The 17,066-nt window shown below is 43.3% G+C and carries 15 protein-coding genes; 2 read left to right on the forward strand and 13 right to left on the reverse strand.

Annotated features, from left to right (window positions below; translation table 11 throughout):
- Positions 1-105: 105 nt before the first annotated feature.
- From UQW94_RS15655 to UQW94_RS15675, 5 genes are all read right to left on the reverse strand, one after another.
- Entirely contained in the window at positions 106-579 is a 474-nt protein-coding gene (locus tag UQW94_RS15655) for a response regulator (protein ID WP_053303110.1), read from the reverse strand.
- Positions 566-1,903: an ATP-binding protein gene (locus UQW94_RS15660; RefSeq protein WP_005389108.1), complete on the reverse strand. Its 1,338-nt coding sequence runs from the start codon at positions 1,901-1,903 to the stop codon at positions 566-568. Before UQW94_RS15660 ends, UQW94_RS15655 begins: the two co-directional genes overlap by 14 nt.
- Positions 1,904-1,906: 3 nt before the next feature.
- A complete protein-coding gene (locus UQW94_RS15665) occupies positions 1,907-3,325 on the reverse strand; it encodes an SLC13 family permease (protein ID WP_017634015.1) in 1,419 nt (472 codons plus the stop codon).
- Between the two features lie 248 nt (positions 3,326-3,573).
- Positions 3,574-4,038 (reverse strand): GNAT family N-acetyltransferase, encoded by a 465-nt coding sequence (locus UQW94_RS15670; protein ID WP_104979128.1) that lies wholly within the window; start codon positions 4,036-4,038, stop codon positions 3,574-3,576.
- 35 nt (positions 4,039-4,073) lie between these two features.
- Complete coding sequence (locus UQW94_RS15675) at positions 4,074-4,436, reverse strand: hypothetical protein (RefSeq protein ID WP_053350584.1); 363 nt, start codon at positions 4,434-4,436, stop codon at positions 4,074-4,076.
- A 479-nt stretch (positions 4,437-4,915) separates the two neighbouring features.
- Here UQW94_RS15675 and UQW94_RS15680 point away from each other — a divergent pair, with 479 nt between their 5' ends.
- The gene (locus tag UQW94_RS15680; protein WP_213893819.1) at positions 4,916-5,473 is read left to right on the forward strand and encodes a DUF3750 domain-containing protein; all 558 of its coding nucleotides are present in this window, start codon (positions 4,916-4,918) and stop codon (positions 5,471-5,473) included.
- A 51-nt stretch (positions 5,474-5,524) separates the two neighbouring features.
- Here the strand turns inward: UQW94_RS15680 and UQW94_RS15685 are convergent, their stop codons facing one another.
- The 7 genes from UQW94_RS15685 to UQW94_RS15715 all read right to left on the reverse strand — a co-directional run bounded on the left by UQW94_RS15685 (position 5,525) and on the right by UQW94_RS15715 (position 13,405).
- Positions 5,525-7,102 carry a sensor domain-containing diguanylate cyclase gene (locus tag UQW94_RS15685; protein ID WP_213877531.1) on the reverse strand — a complete coding sequence of 526 codons (1,578 nt, stop codon included), beginning with the start codon at positions 7,100-7,102 and terminating at the stop codon, positions 5,525-5,527.
- Between the two features lie 185 nt (positions 7,103-7,287).
- Positions 7,288-7,758, reverse strand: coding sequence for a heme-degrading domain-containing protein (locus UQW94_RS15690; protein ID WP_149191822.1), 471 nt, complete (start codon positions 7,756-7,758; stop codon positions 7,288-7,290).
- Positions 7,755-8,795: an oxidoreductase gene (locus tag UQW94_RS15695; RefSeq protein WP_322142376.1), complete on the reverse strand. Its 1,041-nt coding sequence runs from the start codon at positions 8,793-8,795 to the stop codon at positions 7,755-7,757. Before UQW94_RS15695 ends, UQW94_RS15690 begins: the two co-directional genes overlap by 4 nt.
- An 11-nt stretch (positions 8,796-8,806) precedes the next feature.
- Complete coding sequence (locus tag UQW94_RS15700) at positions 8,807-9,580, reverse strand: DeoR/GlpR family DNA-binding transcription regulator (protein ID WP_322142377.1); 774 nt, start codon at positions 9,578-9,580, stop codon at positions 8,807-8,809.
- A 184-nt stretch (positions 9,581-9,764) separates the two neighbouring features.
- Entirely contained in the window at positions 9,765-10,766 is a 1,002-nt protein-coding gene (locus tag UQW94_RS15705) for an HAD family hydrolase (RefSeq protein ID WP_225472881.1), read from the reverse strand.
- Between the two features lie 162 nt (positions 10,767-10,928).
- Positions 10,929-12,026 (reverse strand): hypothetical protein, encoded by a 1,098-nt coding sequence (locus UQW94_RS15710; RefSeq protein ID WP_225472879.1) that lies wholly within the window; start codon positions 12,024-12,026, stop codon positions 10,929-10,931.
- Between the two features lie 53 nt (positions 12,027-12,079).
- Positions 12,080-13,405 carry an anaerobic sulfatase maturase gene (locus UQW94_RS15715; protein ID WP_322142378.1) on the reverse strand — a complete coding sequence of 442 codons (1,326 nt, stop codon included), beginning with the start codon at positions 13,403-13,405 and terminating at the stop codon, positions 12,080-12,082.
- 238 nt (positions 13,406-13,643) lie between these two features.
- Between UQW94_RS15715 and UQW94_RS15720 the strand changes: the two genes are divergently transcribed.
- Positions 13,644-14,372 (forward strand): formylglycine-generating enzyme family protein, encoded by a 729-nt coding sequence (locus UQW94_RS15720; protein WP_416153105.1) that lies wholly within the window; start codon positions 13,644-13,646, stop codon positions 14,370-14,372.
- 46 nt (positions 14,373-14,418) lie between these two features.
- Here UQW94_RS15720 and UQW94_RS15725 read toward each other — a convergent pair whose 3' ends face one another.
- Positions 14,419-16,749 (reverse strand): tetratricopeptide repeat protein, encoded by a 2,331-nt coding sequence (locus UQW94_RS15725; protein WP_322142380.1) that lies wholly within the window; start codon positions 16,747-16,749, stop codon positions 14,419-14,421.
- Positions 16,750-17,066: the final 317 nt, after the last annotated feature.

Below are 17,066 nucleotides of genomic sequence, written 5' to 3' on the forward strand. Positions count from 1 at the left end.
ATACTAGAGCAATATTCCGCACGGCCACGTTAAACATGCTGAACTATTCACTATAGATTTCAGACACTAACTGGCCGTGACGAAAACAAAGCTTAATGCCCCCTATTAACGTAGGCGTTCAAACACCACACTCTGATCTAAATGTTCGTGATACTGAGTGTAATCTAAGCCCACATCAAAGATATATTGGGTCACCAGGTTTCTAACGCACTCTATTAATTGGCTTGCTTGCCATGGTTTTTCAAAGTAGCGGTCAATGCCTGCGGAGTTGATCGCATTAATCGTATCGGTGTGCGTCGCTTGCCCGGTAAGAAGCACTTTCCTCGTAAAGCCAAAACGACCGTCTTTTGATACATCGGTCAGCAGCTCTACTCCCGTTTTACCTGGCATCACATGATCGGAAATAATCAATGCGATCATCTCGCCTTCTGCATCAAATTCATCCATCAGTTCTAGAGCCTCACCTGCTGATTCGCAGTCTTCGATATTCAACCACTGATTTAACGGCTCTAAATCTTGTAGAACCGCGCTTAGTACCTCTCGTTGGTCATCAACGCAAATTACATTAAGCTTCTCCATGTTCACCCTCTACTGGTAACTTGATTCTAAAAATCGTTTTTTCACTGTCGCTCTTTACTACAATAGAGCCGTTATATCCGGCGATAATGCGCTTCACAATCGACAGACCTAACCCTAAACCAAACGACAATCCCCCCTTTTTAGTGGTGAAGTTTGGCCGGAAAATTTTTCTACGTGTCGCTTCATCAATTTCTGGTCCGTTGTTAGCAATCGTGACCAAAATTTTACCCTTACTCTCCCGAGTATGTATTTCGATACCGGGTTTCTCCGTTTCACCAAGTGCATCGCACGCATTCTTTAATATATTTACCCAAACTTGGACGAGTTCGGTTTGAGAACCAATAAAAGCAGGTAAATCCGCAGGGCTAAAACGAACACTCACTCGTCTTAAGTCACTTTGCAATAGAGCCAATGCGCGATTGATTGAATCATTGATGTTAATCGCTTCATCCAAGTCGATATCCGTGCGCCCCAATTGTTTTACGGATCGCACAATGCCAACGGTATGTTTAGAGGCGATGCGTAAGTCATGGAGATCTCGCCCCATTTGCCAGAAACGTATCGCTTCTTCTGGTCTTTTTAGCCAATGTTCCGAAAGGAAATTATTTGGAACGGCTCGCGCAAGATCACGAGCAACCTCCTTGGTTAAACCGTAGTATTTTTCGAAGTGGCGCCCTCGCTTTCTCGCTTCGCTAGAAGAGACTTTCTGCCCTTGCATTAAACCAAAATCAAAAAATTGACTCGCTTCCGGATGAACTTCTTCAAGCAGTTCCATGATAACTGTCTCTAGCCGTTCTGATTTACTGCTTACAACGCCTATCGCATTGTTCAACTCATGAGCAATACCCGCTGCAAGCTGCCCCAACGTTGTCATTTGCTCTGCGGTATGAAGCTTTTGTAGTGCTTTTTCTTTAGCCAATGCCTCTTGCATTGCGCGCCGTTGACGACGAGATAATTCGTTAACCATCACAGGCATAAATTGTGTCGTCAATGGTCCGTATGTCGCCTCTTCCACGGCGGGCGTATCGCGCTGTATCCAAGCCAATTCAACATCGGTTTGAGCAATCACTGTCGAAGAGGCAGTCCACGTACCAGAAAAGAAACTATGTACGCCAATAAACGCACCTTGAGACGCAGAAAATACCTGAATCGGTTTCTTGTCATCTTCCGCGTAATAGCCCGCCAGTTCTCCCGACAGCACATAGTACAAGCGATCATTGTAGCCAGCTTGCTCAATAAGCACCGACCCGGATAAAACCGTTAATCGGCGTTCAAGGTGATTAAAGTAGCGTTGTACTAACGCGTCTAACTTCGTTTCGTACATGGGTTATCCAATATGCCCAACAGTATGTAAAATCCACACCATCACAAAGCTGAGTAATACGCCAATCACGCCTAGCACGGCACCGATACGAGCCATTTGGCCGCTCTCGACATGCCCTGTTGCATGAGCTAACGCGTTTGGTGGCGTACTAATTGGTAACGACATACCGAGTGAAGCGGCAAATGTCACGACCAAGATCAGAGTAACTTCACCGCCGAGAGGCGTTAGCGAAGCCATAGAAGTACCCAGCGCAGCCATAATCGGCATCAGCAAGTTTGCTGTGGCTGTATGCGACATAAAGTTTGCCATTAACAAGCACAAGAAAGCCGCACCAAACAAGACAACATATGGCGAGAACTGATCAAACGGAATGCTGTGTACCACCAGCTTCGCAAGCCCGGTTTTATCTAGAGCAAGGCCCAGAGCAATACCGCCTGACACCAACCAAAGCACATCCCAAGAGATTTTCTTCAAGTCTTCTTTGTTGATGATGCCCGTCAGTGAGAACACTGCGACCGGAATTAATGCTACTGTGTAAGAATTCATTCCATGTGCAGAACCCATCAACCAAAGAATAATCGTGCCGGCAAAGGTGACGTAAACCATTATTGCTTTGGGTGTTTTCAAAAACTTGCTTTTAATGTTCAGATCGATGGTGGTTTGTTCGGCTTTATACAAAAAGCCAATCAGAAACCAGGCTAACGCCATCATCACAATAACGAATGGCACACCAAATACCATCCATTCACCAAACGTAATTAAGTTGTCACCAACCAAATATTTTAGGGCGATGGCATTCGGTGGCGTGCCGATTGGAGTACCAATGCCACCAATGTTGGCCGCAACAGGAATACACAAAGCGAATGCAATTCGACCTGGGTCTTTAGGCCCGAAAACCGCTATCACAGGGGTTAAAATGGACAACATCATCGCTGTTGTTGCGGTGTTTGACATAAACATGGAAAAAACAGCGGTGATCAGCATCAACCCCAGCATAACGAACTTTGGTTTTTGTCCAAATGGTTTGAGTAACACTCGGGCTAAGTTGACATCTAACCTGTACTTTGTCGCCGCCATAGCCAAAAAGAAACCGCCGAGGAAGAGCATGATAATCGGACTAGCGAAGGTCGCCATTATCTCGTTGTATTGTAATAGCTCACCAAAATGTGGCTGCCCTTCTTGCAAACGAAAGAGCACAATACCTTTATTTGATACAAGCAATAGCTCTAGGACAATGATCACAACCGAAGTGGCGTAGATTGGAATTGGCTCGAATACCCAGCAAAGTGCGGCAAGCAAGAAGATTGCAATCACTCTTTGCTGGACGATAGTAATGCCATCAAATGGGAACGCAGAGAGAGGCATTAACCAAACAAGCAATGGTATCAATGTTGGAACAACGTATTTGAGATAAGGACGCATAGTACTACTTCTCTTCCTGAGATGGTTAGCCAGACACATTTGGCGTTTGGAACGCTATTACCCGCCGCAAAACCAAAACTTTCAGGCTGTTTTTAAGCCTTCAGAGACGAAATGCGGTAATGGCGTTCCAGAGAAGATTATGTACACTGTTTTCAAACAAAACGTTGGTGCGAGATCAATGAACTCGTTTTCACATTGGAAAACATTTTATATCTGTGTTCAAGCTCACTAAATGCTCACGATTTAAGTTAAATATACTTTTCCATCATAAAGTTAGTTAAGGTTTCTCCCCTAACCTCAACACGTTGTCGAGACTTAACTGTGAAACCCATTTTCTCGTAAAAAGGTCGGGCGGTAATACTCACTTCAGAATACAGTCGTTTTATCCCCTGTACTTTCGCCTGTGAACAAAGAAAAGACATCAAATCACGACCAACACCTTGTCCTTGGTATTCATGATGGCAAAAGAAATGATCAATCAAGCCGTCACCTTGCAAATCACAATAGCCAACGACCTGCCCTTCTATCTCCGCGACGTAGGGTTGAATATCGTCCATTTTGTGTTGCCACACATCGAGGTCAAAATCTGATGGTGCCCAAGCGGAAACTTGTGATTCCGTGTAATCGCGACGATTAATGATTCGCACAGTATGGTAAAAGAGTGCCCACAGTGTTGGGGCATCCTCTGTGCGATAGCAGCGTATTGAGAGCATCAATTTCCTCATTCCTATTCAATAAATACTAAGCATTAACGCAAAGTGATACTAGTGAACTCATCATTTTCAATGCCAATCACTAAAGGCTTCCCAATCTGATCACTGTTCATCAATACGGTTGTATTCAGCTCTCGGCTTGATCTGCGTATATTGCTTTTTCTTATGATATGAATATTCACAATATAATCGGAATACTCCTTTGTGATTCCGCCGGAAAATTCTACGTGCTCACTTTCATTGTCTCGGACAACATGAAATTTTCGATTGGCTTGAATATCAGTACTGATGGAGGAGTCACCATAGTTCAGCACAACGGACGTTGGTTCGCTATCTTGATTGGCAAAACAGCCAAATGCGAACACGCTTAATGCGAGTATACTTTTTGATTTAAACATTAATTATTCTATTTCTAGTTATTTTTCTGCTATTTGCATGACCAAACAGCACTTGTTCTGTGAGCGCCTATTGTGCCATAGCTGAACGCTGACTCTAAACGCGCAAAAAGATGAGCGATGAAAATTCCGCCCAAAACAAGCAAATGTGAGACAATGTGAGGGTCCCAAACTCACTCAATCAGTCAAAACCCACTGTAAATCTCTGTTTTTTAATGTTTTTAATTCATGTGGCCGTGTAAGGAATACATACAACCTCTTACTTTTTCATACGCAACTAGACGAATCGTTCGAGAAATACGGCATCGTCTATGCCACATGTTACAAATCGGCTTACCTTATTATTACGTATGAACTGGAATTATGGCACTAACTTCCCTCTCTCTTTTAATAAGGAGAGGATTTCGACTATCAGACTTGCCACGTTTTTATAGCTAAAATCAATAGAGCGTTACCAGCATCGGTTGGTCTAGGAGCAATAAATGAAAGACCCTCTCAACTTTACTCACCTTGTAAAAATTTGGCTCATGTCAATCGCGGTTATGCTGGGTGGATGCACTCAAGGAGATTGGCGTACCGCAAGCAGAGAACCTGCGGGTATCGCACCCGATCCTTCCAATGTCAAGCATGCTGTGATTGAGTTTTACGCCGCAGACGCGTTTGGCTGGCGAGGCTGGTTTGCCGTTCATACATGGTTTGCAATAAAGCCTGAAAATGCGAACGAATATACAGTGTATGAAGTAGTCGGCTGGAGAGTGAATCGCGGACAACCCGCTCTATATCAGTACCAAACTGGGACGCCAGATCGATATTGGTATGGTGCAAAACCAGAAAAGATCCTCTCCATACAAGGTGAAAAGGCCCGCCAGCTTATCCCTAAAATACAAAGTGTTATTAGCCAATACCCTTGGGCTGAAGAATATACGCTGTTTCCAGGGCCAAATAGCAATACATTCCCGGCTTGGGTGGGTAAACAAATTCCAGAATTAGAGCTGAACTTGCCGTTTCGCGCAATTGGTAGCGGTTACGCCAGCGATTAACAGCAAAGATTAGTCACTGGCTCGTTTTATGTTCAGCATAAAGCGCAATATCTATTGTGCGTCGTCACCCAACTCCGTTCTATTTCTTCCATTATGTTTCGCTTTATACAGTGCATTATCGGCGTCTTTCATTACCGCTTCAATTGGTGTGTCATTGCCTTTCCAGTGAGAAACGCCCAACGAAACCGTGACCTTACCAACGACTTGGAAGTCATGTTTTTCCACGTTGTGTCTAATACGCTCTGCAACATCCATAGCGTGGTTTACGTCTGTTTTTTCCAAAAACATCATAAACTCTTCACCGCCAGAACGACACAGGTGATCATTAGAGCGAGCTTGGTCTTTCATTAACTGCGCAAACTCTCTAAGTAAATTGTCACCCACGTCATGGCCATAATTATCGTTTACGCTCTTAAAGTGGTCAATATCTAGCGCCAAAACAGAGAACGCGGTATTTTCCTGCTTAAACAAACCAAGAACTTTATCTAATCCACGTCGATTCAATAATCCAGTCATCGAATCTGTTAATGTATCCAGTTGCAGCTTATCAATGGTTTTTGACACGATACCAAATGCTTTAAGAAAACTAAGCTTCAAATGTGAGACCTCAAAATACCAAGACTTAACCAGTTTGAGATCATCGATAGATGATGAATGTTCTTCGACACCTCGCACAGCACCCGCTAACTGCCAAAGTGGTCTAGAAATAAGAAGGGACAAGAACCAAATTAGCAACAAAGTTAATAAACCAATTGGAATCGACTTAAGGAAAACATTCCACATCTGTTCATCTAGCACAGATAACGTCATCGATTTCGGGCGCTGAGCAACAATTCCCCATCCTGATGACTTTACTGGCGCATAACCAGCAAGCATTTCGACGCCGCGAGAGTTAACAATTTCTTTGTTGCCGCTCTGCCCCATCGTCACCGCTTTGATTGCTTCATTATCGTCGATTACTTCACCAACCCTCGATTGATCTGGGTGATAAATCAGAGTGTTACTCTCATCGACAACGTAAAGGAAAGAACCATCTTTGTATGCGTGCTGGCTGAGTAACTCTGCGAGAATATTTTCTTTTTCTAGATAAATAGTGCCGCCGATATAACCTAAATATTCATTAGATTGAGAAAATATAGGGTATGAGATGGTTAACAAGTAATTTCCAGCGGGCGATATAAATGGTTCAGTAACAACTGGTGCTTGAGCGTTTAAAGATTGGCGTTTTCTTTCACCCACTAACCTTACACCTTTCACCTGAAGTGTTTCAGGTGATACGGAAATAATAACCCCTTTTGCATTAACGACAACCACAGAGTTAAATGATTTGGTTTGCGTTCTTAATCTCTCAGCCTCTTTATCGAGAAGCTGAGCGTCATGCATCTTGTCTTTTAGCACGTTCGCACTGTATTTTAGCTGCGACATTGAGCTTTCTATGAAAGAGTCTGTCATTTCAGACATTTTTTGGGCGTAAACACGGTTTGATTCTAACGTGTTATTGATGATGAGATCCCTTTGAACACGATAAATCGAGTAGAATGCGTTGATCAAAGTGACAAGCACACTGAACACACATAGGGTGACAATAAGATTTCTAAGATTGAGTTTTTCTTTTCTTCTAAAAGACATTGCCAATGGCCAACTTTGAAGGCTTTCTATATGAATGAGCGTATAGGTTATATGAAATTGATTTGATTTTCAGGTAGTAAGTTGGGATCAATGTTAATATTTGCTCACATTAAAGAACACTTTATGAGCTAAAAAGAGAATTCAGTAGCACGATAAAGAAACCGTGCTACTTTCATATTTGGCGTTTAAGAGGGTTTTGTCTCTGTCATCGTTTTTAATATATCCACAACTAGCTGATGATCATCTAACTGCGGTAAACCCGATACCGTCACAACCCCAACCAAACCAGACCCAGAAAGCCGAATTGGGAACGCGCCACCATGAGCGCAGTACTCACGAGCATCGAGATGAGGCTGATTTTCGAAATCACGTTGCTTTTGCTTGTTGTACAGAGAAAGATAGTAAGAGCTGTGGCCATACCTTAATACTGAGTTTCGCTTCCTACGGACCCAATCTACATGATCAGCGCAGGTTCCTGCCATCGCGTATTGAAATAGCGTTTGTCCAAAGCCGTAAACCTCAATAGCAACAGCCACGCCGCGAGCTTCAGCCTCTTCTTTTAGAGCGAGGCCGATAGACCACGCAATATGGTGATTAAATTCCGCCAACTGAAGTTCATGCTCTTGCAGGGCCACGAGTTCAAGCGTCAAACTCATGGTTTCACCTGAATCGTTTTACCCGTTTTACTGCTTTCCAATGCCATCTCAATCAGAGCGATATTCTGTACTGCTTGAGCGGCAGGGACCGGGTTATCAGTGCCCAAACGAATGGCATCTGCCACACCAACAAAGTAAGCTTGGTACGCGCCTCTCTCCGTTTTAATAGTTTGCGCACCATCTTCGTCGTAACGGACGCCGTATAACGCCTCATCTTCTTCCGACCAAGCATCGTTTTCCGGCAAACGGCCTTCTTTTAAGTAGCCCTCTTGAGGATCTAATCCGAACTTTTCATATTTAGCTTCCGTACCCAATACTTTGTATCGGAGGTTCGGCTCTGGGCTATACAAGTTTGAATGCAAGTGCACAATACGCTCAGGGTAATGAAGTATCAAGTTGTAATAATCAATCGTCGTCGCACCAGGGCGCATCATTCGACATTGTGCGTCTATCGCATCTGGCAAGCCAAACAACACCAATGCTTGATCGAGAAGATGAGGAGCAAGGTCGAATAGAATACCACCACCATCTTGAGCTAGCTCTCGCCAGCGTTGACGAACTTCAGGGCGGTAACGGTCAAAGTGTGACTCGAACAGCTTTATATCACCTAACTTACCTTGTTCGATAAGAGATTTAACCGTGAGAAAGTCTCCATCCCAACGTCTATTGTGAAAAACGCTCAGCACTAGACCTTTCTCTTCCGCCAAGGCGATAAGTTCATTACCGTCTTCTATACGAGTAACAAACGGTTTCTCGACGATGACGTGTTTCCCATTGTTCAACGCACGCTTTGCAAGTTCGTAATGTACGTCATTTGGCGCAGTAATGATTACGAGTTCTGCATCACTATCATCGAGTAAAGTATTCGCATCAGAAAACCACTTGGCATCTGGCCAATCATTTTGAACCGCCTCCTGTTGACGAGAGCTTATCGCGCTCAGCGTTAAATTTGGTAGCGCTTTAATGAAGGGTAAATGAAACGTTTTTGCTGAATATCCGTAACCAATCACAGCGGTTTTTACGGGATCGTAAGCCATTCTAAGATTCCTTATTTCGGTGACACAACAATACATTCAATATCATTGTGATCGAGGAGTTGTTGAAAATCTGATTGAGGGGGATGATCGGTAATAATGATGTCGATCTTTGACAAATCACATACGTGGTGGAAATTGTCGCTACCAATTTTTCGGGATTCACAAACGACGATGACCTGCTGAGCTTGAGCAATCATCGTTTGTTTCATTGTAGCTTCTAACAAACTATTTGTTGTCAGCCCTCGGGATGTCAATGCACACACGCCAATGAACGCTTTGTTCACGTGATACTGCTGCATTTGCTGCTCTGCTTGCGCCCCTAAAACTGCTCTGGCATAAGGGTCAAAGTGTCCGCCTAAGAAATGAACGTCCATTGTGTCGTTTGTTTCAGCAGCGGTCAGTACATCAATGCTGTTAGTAACGACGTTGAGCTTGTTTTCTCCACAACGCGCTTTTCCTGCATAGAGTGGGAGCAGAGACAAAATGGTGCTGGTATCAATAACAAGATGGTCGCGCTCATCCAACAACGCTGCGGCAGCTTGAGCTAGTCGATGTTTAACGTCACTCACGGGTCGACTCGCGTATGCCTCGGTATGGGAAGAGATCGGCGCAAGCATGACACCACCTCGTATTCTTTGTAACCCAGGTTGCTGACTCAACTTAACTAAGTCTCGACGAGCTGAATCTCGCGAGATACCAAAGCACTCACAAACTTCAGACAACGTTACTTTGTTTTGCTGCTCCAGCTTCGCTCTGAGCGCTACGAGTCTTTCTTCTTGTGTCATAACTTAAATTCACTTAAGTGGTTTCAAGTCATGATGCCACATATCAATCAAATAACCAACGTAGGTCAACAAAAATGGTTGGAACAGACACTGAACATAAATTGTTAGAGAAATGGTAAGCGTACTGATGATCATCATCCCCCATCACAAAAATTTCTACGTAGGGTTCATCATGATTAGTGAGCTATTGTTTCATGGCTTCTTTAAACACTTGATTCCAATCTTGTTTCATATCGACAAATAGCCAACCTTGCTCTTCACCTACTTTAAACGATTTATCTAACTTACCAACATGAGAATCTTTATCATACGCCCATTCGCGCTTGTCATCCGTGTGATGGATAATCGCAGAAAATCTTGGACCTGAACCTGCTTTCGTCCACTCTAACATCTGTAAATCACCATCAGAATTACCAAACGCCATTACCGGACGTTTGCCAATGAAGTTTTGGATCGTCACAGGCTTTACTGCTTTGTCATTGACAAAGTCTATTTCCGGCATACGTTGGATGGTAGGTTTTCCATCAACACTTTGATATTCCGCCTTTAACGTCGTTCCCACGATGTTTTGCGTTGGAATGCCGTATACTTCCGGCGCCCAAACGCGCATAAATTCAATTCCGCCTCCAGAAACGATGTAGGTCTGATAGTCGTTAGCTCTTAAATAGTCGAGCAGTTCGAGCATAGGTTGATAGACCATTTCAGTGTATGGTCTACCCGTTGTTGGATGGACAGCCGTTTTCAACCATTCCTTAACTTCTTGATGAAACTGTTCAGCAGACATTCCAGAATGGGTTGCCATAACAAGCTTCATTACACCTTCGAGTCCTTGTTTACCAATCCCCTCCATGTCACCTTTTAATGCGGAAGCAAAGGGTTCGGTTGTCTTCCAATCAGGATGCTCAGAGGCCATTTCTTTTACTCTATCGATCGCAAAAAACAACTGTAGATAAACAGGCTTTTCTGCCCAAAGTGTTCCATCATTATCAAACGTCGCGATTCGTTGGCTTTCAGGCACATAGGAATCCGAACCTTGGGTCGTTGTTTTCGTAACAAACGCCATAATAGCTTGCTTAGCGTCAGTGTTGTTCCATGACGGAAGTGGATCTTGCATATCAGCAGCAACAGCGTAACTAGACAGAGCAAAACCTGTTGCTAAGACAATCGCCTTTAACTTTATAGCCATCTTAATTCCTTATATTGAGGTGCTAGGTGCGAATCCAATCAAAAGTATAGTTCAATTGAAACAGGCGCATATTGAACTGAAATATGCAACGGCCACCAAAAAGTGACAATGTCACCAATCTAGTCCACTATTTTATTAAAATAGAAACATGGAATTTAACGATTAAAGTTTAAATTCATTGGCTTCAACTGATGTAGGGGCACTTTTACGTCCCTTTTTCTGATTGAGCTCTTCAATAACATAGTCGGGAGCGACCTTCGTTAGCTCTGTTAAACAGTCATCCGTTTTAGGGTTGCCGTATCTAACATAGATGTCACACACGGCATACAATTGTTCTGGAGCACCGGATATCAAATACGCTTGCTCAAAAGCGTTGACAGACTTCTTCAAGTCTAACTCTTCTTGCAGAACACCATTTAAGTACCAAAAGTAACTGTTTGTCTTTGCCATCGTCACAGCTTTGTCTATTTCAAACGCCGCTTCTTTCTTTTTGTCTAATCTAACCAAAGCGAGAGATTTAGAATAATGCAGCGAGGCATCTTCTGAATTTAGCTTGATACCCTCGTCAAGCACGTTGATAGCTTTCTGGTCTAGCTGTTGCGCTCGGAAGTTGTCTGCGTAGCTTAACCAAACTTGAGGGTTGTTTGGCTCAAGCTTAGTTAACTCTGGGTATATCAGCGCCGCTTTATCCCAATCACGATGCCAACGGTAAACGTCTGCAAGTAATAACTTGGAAACATTATCGTTCTTACTGGACAAGTGTGCTGTCAGCTCTGAAACAGGCCCTTCAAGTGACTGCTGTTGCTCTGAACTCAAATTGGCGTAATCTCGAACGAGGTTAATCGCGGCTGTAATTCGCACCATGGCGGCGTCATCACTCAATAATGGTGAAATCAAACGCCAACGGTGCTCAATCATATATGGCTGTGCTCCCACAATCGCAGCTTCGCGAATACCTGCATCTTCATCCTGCAACCCACGCGCAACTGCAACCAATGCATTTTGGCTTGGATAGTTGGCTAACTCACGTAAAGCATCAATACGTTTTTCTGAAGACAACTTTTTATTTTGCGAATCATAAGACAGCTTTTCGACTCGTTGCGCCGGTGTCATTTGAGCTTCTTGTGGAGTGACAACCGTTGTCGGCGATACTTGATCTGGGTCTAGCAATGTTGTTTCTTGTGCCACTGCTGCTTGACTCGCAGCAATGCCGATCGAGATCACGAGTAATGATTTAGAGAGCAGCTTAATTTTTTGCATTCAATAACCTATATTCTTTCATTTCCGGGCCTGTAGCAGGCGTAGTGACTATCTTAAAACTTCGTTTCAAACACAGTCTGTGTTTGAGTAGCTTGCTGGCGTAGAATCTGGTCACTGTATTTACCGTGAACCACTGGGTTACCTGTTGCTCGTAAGATGTACGCCATCGACTGATCAACATGGGTAAAAAACTTCTTCCAACCCGCGCAGAGATAATTAAGACCAGGCTCACCTTGCCTAGTACGGATAAAACGGTTTTTGGGACATTCTCCAAAACATGCAAATTGATAATCACATTGAAGGCACTGTTGGGGCAGCGTACGACTTTTAGCAAACCCAAATTTCTGCTGCTCAGAGCTATAAGCGAGCGTATCGAGCTTTTCGTGATGAATGTTTCCAACCTTATATTCTGGGTACACGTAATGATCACACGCAAACACATCACCATTAGGCTCCATTGCTAAGCCCTTCCCGCAGATTTCACCTAACGTACACAGTGGGTTTTTTCTGCCCATCCAGGTTTCGATACTGGCTTCAAAGTACTGCACAAACACGTTGCCGATATCGTGTAAAACCCATTCATTGAAAATCGCGATCAGAAAATTTCCCCATGCTTCATCCGCAACGCAAAAAGGCTCAACAACGGCATCTTTATGACCTGGGATCAACCGTTTATCTCCTTGCTTTAGTTGCTCGTTTGGCTCCCAAGTTTGAGGGGCGGTTGTTCTGAATGTTTTCTGCTCAACTATTGGAATAAACTGCATTTGAGGGGAGCGTACTTCATCTCGCAAGAATCGGTAAACTTCAAGTGGGTTACGGCTGGTCAAGTTGTTAACACAAGTGAGCGTAGCAAACTTTACTTCGTGCTTATGTAATAATTCAACCGCATTCATAACTTGCCGGAATGTGCCTCTACCAGCTCGGTTTGCTCGATAAGCGTTGAGCATCATTTCTGGGCCATCAATGCTTAAACCGACGAGAAAGTTGTTCGCCTTTAAAAACTCACACCATTCATCGTTAAGCAGTGTGCCATTAGTCTGGAGATCATTGGAGATCGTAATGCCATCGGGACGGTATTTATTCTGTAGCTCAACAATTGTCTTGAAATAATCCAAACCTAGCATTGTCGGCTCACCACCCTGCCAAGAGAAAATGATTTCAGGTGTATTCTGTCCCGCTATATATTGACGGATATAGGCCTCTAGCGTTTCCTCATCCATGACTGGTGAGCAGCCTGGCTTGTACTCAAGTAAATCTTGTTTGCTTAGGTAATAACAATAGGTGCAATCGATATTGCACACTGCACCGATAGGTTTCGCCATGACATGTAATCGCTTGGATGCTTTTCCATTGAACTGCGGACCTTGAGTTATGTGCATTCATCACCTTCTTAGTTGCTAGCCTGTGCCCAACGGCGTTAAGACTAATCATTAAGTTAATCGCCTAGTGTGATGATAATGTTCAATTATTCGTGGCGCTTGTTATAGTGTGTATAACTGTTTTTCATAGACTTGCCTGATAAAATTTTTTGATCATAAATGTTGATGGAGCTCCCCTATGAAGCATTCCAAAAGTAATACTCTTTACCTTGGTGCCGCTATTTCGATTTCGCTAATTATGACTGGATGTGCAACAACACAACCTAGCCTTCTTGCTCAAAAAATCGATCAAGATATGGTTCTTATTGAAGGTGGACAATTTACGATGGGCTCGGATAATCCATCAGCAAATAAATCCGAGCGCCCGGCTCGCACCGTTCGCGTGGAAGATTTCTATTTGGCAAAATTTGAGGTAACCCAAGAGTTATTCGAATCGGTTACAGGCTCTTCTCTGAGTTATTTTAGAAACCCAAATACGCCCGTGAATAACATTAGCTGGCAACAAGCCAATTATTTTATAAAGAAATTGAATGAAAAAACGGGAGAGCACTATCGTTTACCCACCGAAGCAGAATGGGAGTTTGCAGCGAAAGGGGGGAATCTAAGTCAAGGATTCACTTACGCGGGGTCTGATGATATTAACGACGTTGCCTGGTATGCCAGTAACTCAAACAATAAGGCACACAAGGTAGGTCAGAAAAAACCGAATGAGCTTGGCTTATACGATATGACGGGTAATGTTGGTGAGTTTGTTATTGATGCGTTTGATGAAGGCTATTACAAATCGGCACCAAGTGATAATCCGGTAAACGCAAAAGATGAAAAAGAAAGCCTTGCACACAAGTCTGTACGAGGTGGTAGCTTTGCCTATGATGCTGACGAATCCGAAAACTATCGTCGCGATTTTGCTAGCCAGTCAGTCATCATGTCCGACATGGGGCTGAGATTAGCGAAAGACGCTGATTAAACTAAGTAAGAAAAAAGTGGAGCGATAAAAGCTCCACTTTTGGTAATTAGCTCCTATTGACCCCAACAATAGAGGCTTTAAGCTGATCAATAGCTTGCTTAGGTGCATAGTGACTAAGCTCTTGTATGCACCTATCGAAAGCAAAAGCGACAGCACCTTTTTTATGATTTCTCGCTAGAACCTCGCATTGAGCAAACAAGTGTTGTGGATTGCCACCGACTTCAAATGCTGTATGCAACGCTTTACTGGCTTCTAGAACATCGCTTTTTTCTAAAGCTAGACCGTACACGTACCAATAATGCGCATTAGTTTCACCAACTTCTGCGGCGCGTCTAAGTAGCTTTTTCGCATCATCGGCTTTGCCTTGACGTAACAAAGAAAGACCTGCGCTGTATGGTAATGTGCTGGATTTAGGTTGAGCTTTCATCCCTTGTTGTAGCACCGTGAGCGCAGCTTCTTCTTTACCTAGGTGACGATACAAATCTGCTAGGTTAACGTAGCTATTTTCGAAATAGGGTTCGATGCTGATCGCTTGTTTATACAGCTCGGCCGCTTTGTCGATTTCACCTAAGCTGCGGTACACATTCGCCAAATTGGTTCTTCCGAAACCACGATCGGCATTAAACCCTTGAATTTCCATGTACTCTTCTAAAGGCGATTTAATGATATCTTTTTGTAAAGGGGTCATTTGTGCGTAGTTCGCTACCAGCACCGAGGCAGCTTCCGCTCTCACTGAAAGCACCGGGTCACCAAGCAATGGCTCTAGAATCCGCCACCGATCATGAAATTCATAACCAGACGAGCCTGAAATTGCCCCTAATCGAACCATTTCATTCTCATTCTTAACGGCCCTAGCCAAAGATACTGTTGTATTTTGGTCAGTATTGCCCCCCATTCTCTCCAGGGCTGAAGCACGAATAATGTCTTTTAACGACGAATCCTGAGCAGAGTATGCCAACGCATTTGCTGCTCCTTGATGACCAATTGAATCCGCATAAAATGCGACAGCAAAATGTTGCTGATTACGATACTTCGAATTCGGGTACCATTCTGCTATCTGTTCATCGGCCCATTGATTGCTTTTATCTTCATGGCATGACATGCAAACATTGGGCGTTCCAATATGTTTGCTCAAATCCGGTCGTGGAATATGCCAACTGTGGTCTCTACGAGGATCGACTTGCATGTAAGTCGTTTCTGGCATGTGACAAGTCGTACATTGCGATGCTTCAGATCCAGCCTTATGAAAGGTATGCTTTTCAGGTGTATATTCCGATGCAATATGGCATTGCGAACATACTGCCTCTTCTGGGATCGTTAACTCTGCCGTGTGTGGATCATGACAATTAGTGCACGTGACCCCCTTCTCCGCCATTTCAGATTGAAGAAACGAACTATAAACATAATCTTCGTCGTAAATCTGTCCATCATGATAGTAGAGTTCAGGTGTTATAAGACTTAAGCGATATTTATCAAAAAAGGAACCTTTAACATGATCACCTGTTTCATTTAACTGGGTTCGGCGACTATGGCATTGAGCGCATGTTTGCACTTGATTGGTTGCTTCAATTGATTTCGGCTGTAACGTACTATGGCCTTCCTCAAACACCCAATCCGACACTGCTTTAGACAAATTTCGATCAAAGCCATAATGGCTGTCATGCTCAAAAGAAGTGCCAGCATTTTTGTATTTCTTGGCCAGTTCTATGTGCTGACTAGCGGGACCATGGCATGCTTCGCATCCCACATTAATCTCTGACCATGAGCTGTTGTAAGTGTTTTTGTCAGCGTCGTAATTCTTCTTTAGGTTCGTTGAATGGCAATCAGCACACATGAAGTTCCAATTTTGCCCGGTATTGGTCCAATAGAATTCATCCGTTGTTGTCGTTTCTGGATAAAGATGAAACCAACGCTGTCCCCCTTCAACTTTAGCTCTTGTATCCCAAGCAAAAGGAATAAGCTGCACGCGGCCATCTTCAAACTCGACCATGTACTGCTGTAATGGCTCCCAGCCAAATGTATAGCTGATCTTATAGTCATGCCATTGCCCGTCAGCACCTTGAATATTGACCCAAAATTCGTCGCCTTTTTTAAAAAAACGATTAGGCATTCCTTTGTGCGTTACAACATGGTTATCAAAATCACCACGTACAGAGGTTGTACTTGCATGCTTCATGGCCATATCATGATGTGACCCTTTCCAGGCCGCTACCTCGTTTTGGTGGCAATCTATACAAGCTTGTGTGCCAGCATATTCTGGATTTAAGCCTGAAGGAATATTTGGTTTCTCTGTTAATAACTCTTGAGAAAAAGCCATAAAACTGACAACAACGTTGACCAGCAATAAAATGCGAAACCGGCCTGCCCACTGACTCATAGATATCCTTATATTTATAATGTACAACCTAAATCAATATAGACACTAAATCACTGGTTATACAAATAATTACAAGCAATACATAACGACTTTAGTATTGCTTTAGGACCGTAAAACAAGCGAGCATCCTATTGTTTTTCATTTCCATCCCCTCTTCTACTACGCAATAAAAATAAGGCTCTTCAGTGATCTAAATCTACTTTACGAATCTCTACAAACTAACAGGACAACCCTATTTCTTCTTAATTAACAAATGGTTACTACCTATCAATAACTTATGGTTATATCGAGTATAAGAGGATTTTTCTATATACATC

It is taken from the genome of Vibrio sp. PBL-C16, from assembly GCF_034321865.1.
Classification (GTDB): domain Bacteria; phylum Pseudomonadota; class Gammaproteobacteria; order Enterobacterales; family Vibrionaceae; genus Vibrio; species Vibrio alginolyticus.

Excerpts from the sequence above, each read along its gene's own strand:
- UQW94_RS15660 (WP_005389108.1), bottom strand. The coding sequence starts at position 1,903 with ATGTACGAAACGAAGTTAGACGCGTTAGTACAACGCTACTTTAATCAC.
- UQW94_RS15710 (WP_225472879.1), bottom strand. The coding sequence starts at position 12,026 with ATGCAAAAAATTAAGCTGCTCTCTAAATCATTACTCGTGATCTCGATC.
- UQW94_RS15680 (WP_213893819.1), top strand. The coding sequence starts at position 4,916 with ATGAAAGACCCTCTCAACTTTACTCACCTTGTAAAAATTTGGCTCATG.
- UQW94_RS15695 (WP_322142376.1), bottom strand. The coding sequence starts at position 8,795 with ATGGCTTACGATCCCGTAAAAACCGCTGTGATTGGTTACGGATATTCA.
- UQW94_RS15685 (WP_213877531.1), bottom strand. The coding sequence starts at position 7,102 with ATGTCTTTTAGAAGAAAAGAAAAACTCAATCTTAGAAATCTTATTGTC.
- UQW94_RS15700 (WP_322142377.1), bottom strand. The coding sequence starts at position 9,580 with ATGACACAAGAAGAAAGACTCGTAGCGCTCAGAGCGAAGCTGGAGCAG.
- UQW94_RS15665 (WP_017634015.1), bottom strand. The coding sequence starts at position 3,325 with ATGCGTCCTTATCTCAAATACGTTGTTCCAACATTGATACCATTGCTT.
- UQW94_RS15715 (WP_322142378.1), bottom strand. The coding sequence starts at position 13,405 with ATGCACATAACTCAAGGTCCGCAGTTCAATGGAAAAGCATCCAAGCGA.
- UQW94_RS15690 (WP_149191822.1), bottom strand. The coding sequence starts at position 7,758 with ATGAGTTTGACGCTTGAACTCGTGGCCCTGCAAGAGCATGAACTTCAG.
- UQW94_RS15655 (WP_053303110.1), bottom strand. The coding sequence starts at position 579 with ATGGAGAAGCTTAATGTAATTTGCGTTGATGACCAACGAGAGGTACTA.
- UQW94_RS15720 (WP_416153105.1), top strand. The coding sequence starts at position 13,644 with ATGACTGGATGTGCAACAACACAACCTAGCCTTCTTGCTCAAAAAATC.
- UQW94_RS15670 (WP_104979128.1), bottom strand. The coding sequence starts at position 4,038 with ATGCTCTCAATACGCTGCTATCGCACAGAGGATGCCCCAACACTGTGG.
- UQW94_RS15725 (WP_322142380.1), bottom strand. The coding sequence starts at position 16,749 with ATGAGTCAGTGGGCAGGCCGGTTTCGCATTTTATTGCTGGTCAACGTT.
- UQW94_RS15705 (WP_225472881.1), bottom strand. The coding sequence starts at position 10,766 with ATGGCTATAAAGTTAAAGGCGATTGTCTTAGCAACAGGTTTTGCTCTG.
- UQW94_RS15675 (WP_053350584.1), bottom strand. The coding sequence starts at position 4,436 with ATGTTTAAATCAAAAAGTATACTCGCATTAAGCGTGTTCGCATTTGGC.